General features: G+C 33.1%; 4 protein-coding genes. 2 read left to right on the top strand and 2 right to left on the bottom strand.

What is annotated here, in order from left to right; all coding sequences use genetic code 11:
• Positions 1-277 (bottom strand): Rho termination factor N-terminal domain-containing protein (locus RINTHH_RS07210; RefSeq protein ID WP_044304846.1); only part of this gene is annotated, 277 nt, incomplete at its 3' end.
• Positions 278-1,660: 1,383 nt separating this feature from the next.
• Between RINTHH_RS07210 and cobO the strand changes: the two genes are divergently transcribed.
• Entirely contained in the window at positions 1,661-2,320 is a 660-nt protein-coding gene (cobO, locus tag RINTHH_RS07205; RefSeq protein ID WP_044304847.1) for a cob(I)yrinic acid a,c-diamide adenosyltransferase, read from the top strand.
• A 268-nt stretch (positions 2,321-2,588) separates the two neighbouring features.
• On the opposite strand, the gene mutL is transcribed toward cobO, so the two are convergent.
• Complete coding sequence (gene mutL, locus RINTHH_RS07200) at positions 2,589-4,268, bottom strand: DNA mismatch repair endonuclease MutL (RefSeq protein ID WP_008234791.1); 1,680 nt, start codon at positions 4,266-4,268, stop codon at positions 2,589-2,591.
• 798 nt (positions 4,269-5,066) lie between these two features.
• On the opposite strand from mutL, the gene RINTHH_RS07195 reads away from it, so the two are divergent.
• Positions 5,067-5,390: a rhodanese-like domain-containing protein gene (locus RINTHH_RS07195; protein WP_008234789.1), complete on the top strand. Its 324-nt coding sequence runs from the start codon at positions 5,067-5,069 to the stop codon at positions 5,388-5,390.
• Positions 5,391-6,000 lie beyond the last annotated feature (610 nt).

Genomic DNA, 6,000 nt, shown 5'->3' with positions numbered 1-6,000 from the left:
AACTATCAGGTAAATCTGCTAAACCTTGATCTATATCAGCTAAAACAGAACCATTACAATCTTGTTGCCTAAATTCAAATTTTGCTGCTCCCAGTGTTTTCTTTACCTCCATTGAATGAGATTGATTCAGGGTATCCTGAGTATGCTCAATTCTTTGAATTGCTTCTAGTAATTGTGCTTTACGCATCCGACTGTAACGAGAGATGCCATATTCACTAGCCACTTTGCGAAGTTGTCGCAATGTCATTTCTTTTATCGGTAGATGTTTTTTTGCCATGTATTTGGTCTCCAATTAATTTCAAAGGAAAGAAATATACCCTCAAGACAGAATGGTTATCTTTAGGTTGTGGATTAGAAGTTGATTTTTTCAAACCGATCCCATTCTTTAATTTGTAGTTAGTTTTTGTGATTTGTAATCTTGTGATTACATATACGGTAAAAGCATATTGACTAACCTAAGCTTAGTTAGAGAAAGTTAATACTTTTACTGGTTTATCATCGAAAACTTCTGAATATAATCCCGAAAAAGTTATGCTCAACATTTCCATGAATACAGAGTTTTTTTGTTATTGAATATTAACAATTACATTAGGAGCGGGATCAAGAGGATATAAGAATAATTTTTTGGCTAATGACGATATTACAAAAGATTGCAAGATCATTACTTAATGGAGCTTTGACGTCAAATATATGGTATTTTTTTGAAAAAATATGGTCTGTATCTAAGCTCTTAAGTCATGATATCATGACATGAATACATCGATTTTGCGTGAGAGTATCTATAACAATGTCCAAATTGAAGTAAGGTACTGAGTTTTTAAAGTCTCCGGATAAGAAAATAAGTGTTAAACCACATACAGTTTGGTTGTTACACTATTAAGAAATGTATGTAAGATTTAAATAAATCACAAGTAATTTCTACAAATAATTATGATTTTAAGAATTGCTTATAAATCGATTTAGATAGTTAATTTTTAATTATTAGTGTAGAGAATCTAATATCTGGGATTTTTATTAATGAAGTAGTCTTGGTGAAAAATATTTTAGTGAATATGTTTTCCTCTAATTTTAACGACAAGTGAAACCCAGATTCCTCCATCAAGTTATTCATATGTGCTTCACCAGGATAAATAACCTGATGTCAGGGTAAAATGTCTGTAACTATTCTGTGACTATTTTTGGTCATAAATTATGAAATGTATATGCTCCAATAACTGTTGAAGAATAGTAAAATCAACATTTTTCATAAATATTTAGAGCAGCATCTAGTACAACAGTCATAACTAGGTAGATGGTATTTTTACCATTCCCATATAATATATAAAACTACATAAGAGGCTGGGCATAAACTTTAATACTATTTTAGAATTTTCTCTCAAGTTGAAATACTTGAACTTTGTGGTTTAGTTTATAATCGAGAGTCTAATGAAATAATTGTTGAGATTAATGTTGAGGTTTTCGTGATAGCATGGGCACTGGCTTTTGAGTACTAACATGTTAATTAACATATATTTGCAGCAAGAAAATCTGAGTAACATTGTAAAATCATCTATTTTCACTGCAAATATGATAATTACTGAATATTAGAAAGTTAGGATTCTTTTGAAGATACAATTAACTTATAAGACTTAAGATGAATTTAACTTGAAATACCATTATGATGGAGAGTCAAGAAAATTGGGATAGTAGTTGTGACGCAGGAATTAACGAGACATCTACCCTTAATTCAGAACAGTACAAAAAGAAAATGCAGCGACGAAAGGAGATACAAGAGAAACGTACTTCTCAAGCATCTCTAAATAAGGGCTTAATTATTGTTCATACTGGCAATGGTAAGGGGAAAACAACTGCTGCTTTAGGAATGGTTCTGAGGTCACTTGGCCATGGTTATAAAGTTGCTATTATCCAATTTATTAAGGGTGCTTGGGAACCTTCGGAGAAAAAGGCATTCAGTTTGTGGCAAGACCAGTTAGAATTTCATGCTATGGGTAAAGGTTTTACATGGGAAACTCAAGACCATAGTCACGATACTAAACAAGCCTTAGAAGCCTGGTGTAAAGGATTAGAGTATATTCGTAACCCAGAGTTTAAACTTGTATTGTTAGATGAGATCAATGTGGCTTTAAAACTTGGCTATCTTAAGGTTGAAACAATTCTAGCCGGATTGGAGGAAAAAAATGCTAATGATCACATCATTCTTACTGGTAGAGGTGCACCCAAGGGTTTAATAGAGAAAGCTGATTTAGTTACAGAAATGTCCCTGTTGAAACATCCTTTCCAGGAACAAGGAATAAAAGCTCAACCAGGAATTGAGTTTTAGAATTTTAGAGTTTTAGGAAGTTTCTTAAAAAGCTTCTAAATTAGGATAATAATGACTGTAAGACTGAACAAGTCATAACTTACATATATGCCAGCAACTATGGGTAGCCTTATTATTGTGTTAAACTACCTACTCTCAGTGAAAGTATGCAATAAGCTTCAGCAATACATGGGTTTACGGAATTTCAGCTTGAACCCAGAGTGATTGACAGGTAAACTCCGAATGGTATTTTATCACTACCAGTTATTGATACATTTTTTGTTAGCAGCTAAATCCCATGACTTTTACCAATCACCCAATGACGGCGGAAAAAACGAGCTAATGCAGATTCTTCCAAGGCTAAATAAATTGGCCTACCGTGGGGACATGTGCGCGGATTACGCGTACGTTGCCATTGGTCAAGTAATACTTGCATTCTCTCTATGGTTAAGGGTGTACCATTACGAATAGCACTACGACAAGCAACACTAACTTGAGCAGTTTGCAAATCTCCTCCCTGACTCAGTTCTAGAAGTGCTTCCCTACAATCTTCTCTTTCTTTCAGAATGGCAGGTATGCTACGTACAGCCCACATATTTTCTCCAAACGAATCAATATCCAACCCGATACGATCTAATTGTTCGACTTGCTGTGCTGATAATTGATACAAAACAATTGCCGGTTCTATAGCTATAACTTGCCAGCGTTCACATAATTGTTCATACAATACTCTTTCGTGAGCAATATGCTGTTCTACAAGCCATATGCCTTCTGGATGTTCAGCTACTATATAGGTATTATTAACTTGAGCAACAGCTGTAAGACTATGGATATTAAAGTTTTCTTTTTTCCTAGATTCTTGAGGAGTTTTATATTTATCTGAGATTTCTACAGCTTTTATTAATTCACTGACTCTAGTGGTATGAATACTCTCTGGGAAGTTTTCAGAATTAATATATAACGCCTTTTCTATTGCTTCACTAACTTGATCTTGCCAATAACTTAATTTATGGAGATAAACTTTGGTTTTTGTAGGATTACGGTTCCAGTTTATTTGCTCTGGCGCAAGGTGGAGATGTAAAAAACAAACTGGATAGCGATTACGTGGTAATTTTCTATCAAAAGAACTGAGAATAGTATGTTCCAACTCCGGTATATTTATAATTCTTCCATTTAAAGCCACTTTTATCCAATCTGGACTATGACGATGGTAGTAATTGGGTAATCCTATAACTAAATTTAAGGCCTTATGAGGAATGGGTAATTTTAATGTAATTTCTTGTAAATCGCTGGTACGTACCTTGTGTAAAATTTGTGGCAGCAACTGCTTTATGCTTGTAGTAGGATATATACCAAACCACTCTTTCTTATCCTGCCATACCTGCCAATGGACCTGAGGATGGCAAAGTGCAAATTGTTGGATTAAAACTTGTATTGCCTTTAACTGTTTAGCCATAGTAGGTAGGCCTTGACGACGTATAGTGTTATCTCCAAAGATATTTGTTACAGATACTATAGTCCCTGGAGCTAAAGCCACTGCTTCAACTTTTTCAGGCTTACCTCCACAACTATAAATTACCTGCCAACCATTACTTTCTATTGATAATTTATTAGATGATCTGGCAGGACGACTTAGAATTTCTACTTTTGCTAAAGTTGTTAAGCTATGTAAGGCTTCTCCCCGAAAGCCTAAGCTGTTAACTTTCCATAAATCATCACAACTGGCCATTTTACTAGTGCTGTGGCCTCTGGCTGCTTGCTGCAGATCATCTAGACTCATTCCACACCCATTATCTGCTACTCTGACCCACCAATTTTGAGGACATACAGAAATGATAATTCTCGTTGCACCTGAATCTAGAGAGTTTTCTACTAGTTCTCGCACTACTGCAGCTAAAGAGTCAATCACTTCTCCTGCTGCAATTAAATGTACAACTTCTGTTGGTAAAGCTTTAATTGTAGATGTCATTTAACTTTAAATTATTTTAGACTTTATAAACCCTTGGCCAAACTGACTGATGGGTAATTATTCTATATTCTGGCTAATAAATCATAGTTCTCAAACAACTACCAATTTTCTATAAGATAAACAAAGATACATCTTAATCAGCTAACACCATATAATAGTCAAAAGCACCTAGTTTATGCTTTGTTGAAAACCACTAAGATAATTTAATAAACAAGATCCATTACTACATTAAATCAAAATTATTACACAAAAACTACCATATGCTCAAATGTCTGTTAAGCAGGATTACTGCTATAGATTCCCAAAGATTATTTGAGAATCTATGGACTCTGATGATGAATGTTCCAGATTAACTGCTATGAATAGAATTTTGAGTATCTATATATTTTAAGGTTATTATTTTGAATTCTGACTACTATTTAATAAAGTCTATTATAAGGTTTCATTCTCACCCATAAATTTTATATGTTAGATTCACCTACATCTAATAAAATACAGGTGTTTTTACTTTATTTCAAAGGTTAACTTTATAAAATTTTATGTATCCAATTTATTCTTCTAAAAGAAGAAGTTCTTTTTTGGAAAACTGCCATAGTTACATATCTAAATTTTCAATAGAAATTGGATTATAAAAATTAGTATTGCCTAAGATAATTTGATCAAAAAAAATTAAAATTAAATGAAAATATTTATAAACTATAAGAAAAATCAAGGCCGGACAATATTTTTGCTAGATTGCTTGTGGTAGTAATTCGGTGCAAATTCTTAATTAGACCCATATTGTTAGGAGAAACTATCATGGTTAGTGCTAATATTAATCACATTAAGTCCCGTTTGGAATGGGGACAACCTGCTTTGACAATTATCGATGTACGTGACCGCTGTACTTATAATCAAGGTCATATAATGGGTGCGCTACCAATTCCCATAGAAGATTTGGTAAATCGTGCAAGAATGAGTTTCAATACCCAGAGAGATATATATGTATATGGTGAGGATGAATTGCAAGCTGCGGATGCTGTAAGGAGATTGAATGCGGTTGGATTTACCAATGTGTCGGAAATCCAAGGTGGCATAGCTGCATGGCAGAATATTGGTGGTGCTATTGAAGGAGTATCTTAAATTCACATTTCTAAATGTAGTACTTAATGAAAGTCAAAGGCAAAAAGTTAAGAGGTAATAAAAATTTAGTAGTCATAGAGTTAGAGTCTTCAGTAATGTCCTGACATAGTTAAACAACGCTATGTTGCCTAGGTGAACTAAACAAGCTATTAGCTAATATGAAAATAGGTAAAAAGGCCAAGGATAAAATACCTATTTTCATACATTTACTTTAGTTTCATGAACACTAGACAAGAGCCATAGATTATTTTTGTAAATTAACTGATTTAGCTGCATGAAAAAGAAAATAATTGTCTTTCTTCATGCTTTTATATAAATTACTCTGACCTCTCTGATTAAAGTATATATTCTTATTAAGAATTTCTCTAAACTTAATATGGATTAGGCTTAGTGCTAGTTTGTTATCAATTAGTTTATTCTAATGTAGTTAATTTTGTTAAAAACACTGCATGGGTATTATTGCCTTGGTTTAATTCAGTTAAAATAACTCCTGTATATTTATTAAATAAACCACAAAATTATTACCTTGTATTGTTATTATGAGTTAATTGGATAAAAATTACATTTTTCTAGTGAAACCCAGGGATATAATAATTGCAAGTCCTTAGTA

This window comes from Richelia intracellularis HH01 (assembly GCF_000350105.1).
In the GTDB taxonomy this organism is placed as follows: Bacteria; Cyanobacteriota; Cyanobacteriia; order Cyanobacteriales; family Nostocaceae; genus Richelia; species Richelia intracellularis.
Note: the sequence above shows the minus strand (reverse complement) of the source record. Positions and strands in the feature narration are given on the sequence as shown.

What these genes read in the sequence shown, in the direction of transcription:
- cobO (WP_044304847.1), top strand. Translation starts at nt 1,661, where the DNA reads ATGGAGAGTCAAGAAAATTGGGATAGTAGTTGTGACGCAGGAATTAAC.
- mutL (WP_008234791.1), bottom strand. Translation starts at nt 4,268, where the DNA reads ATGACATCTACAATTAAAGCTTTACCAACAGAAGTTGTACATTTAATT.
- RINTHH_RS07195 (WP_008234789.1), top strand. Translation starts at nt 5,067, where the DNA reads ATGGTTAGTGCTAATATTAATCACATTAAGTCCCGTTTGGAATGGGGA.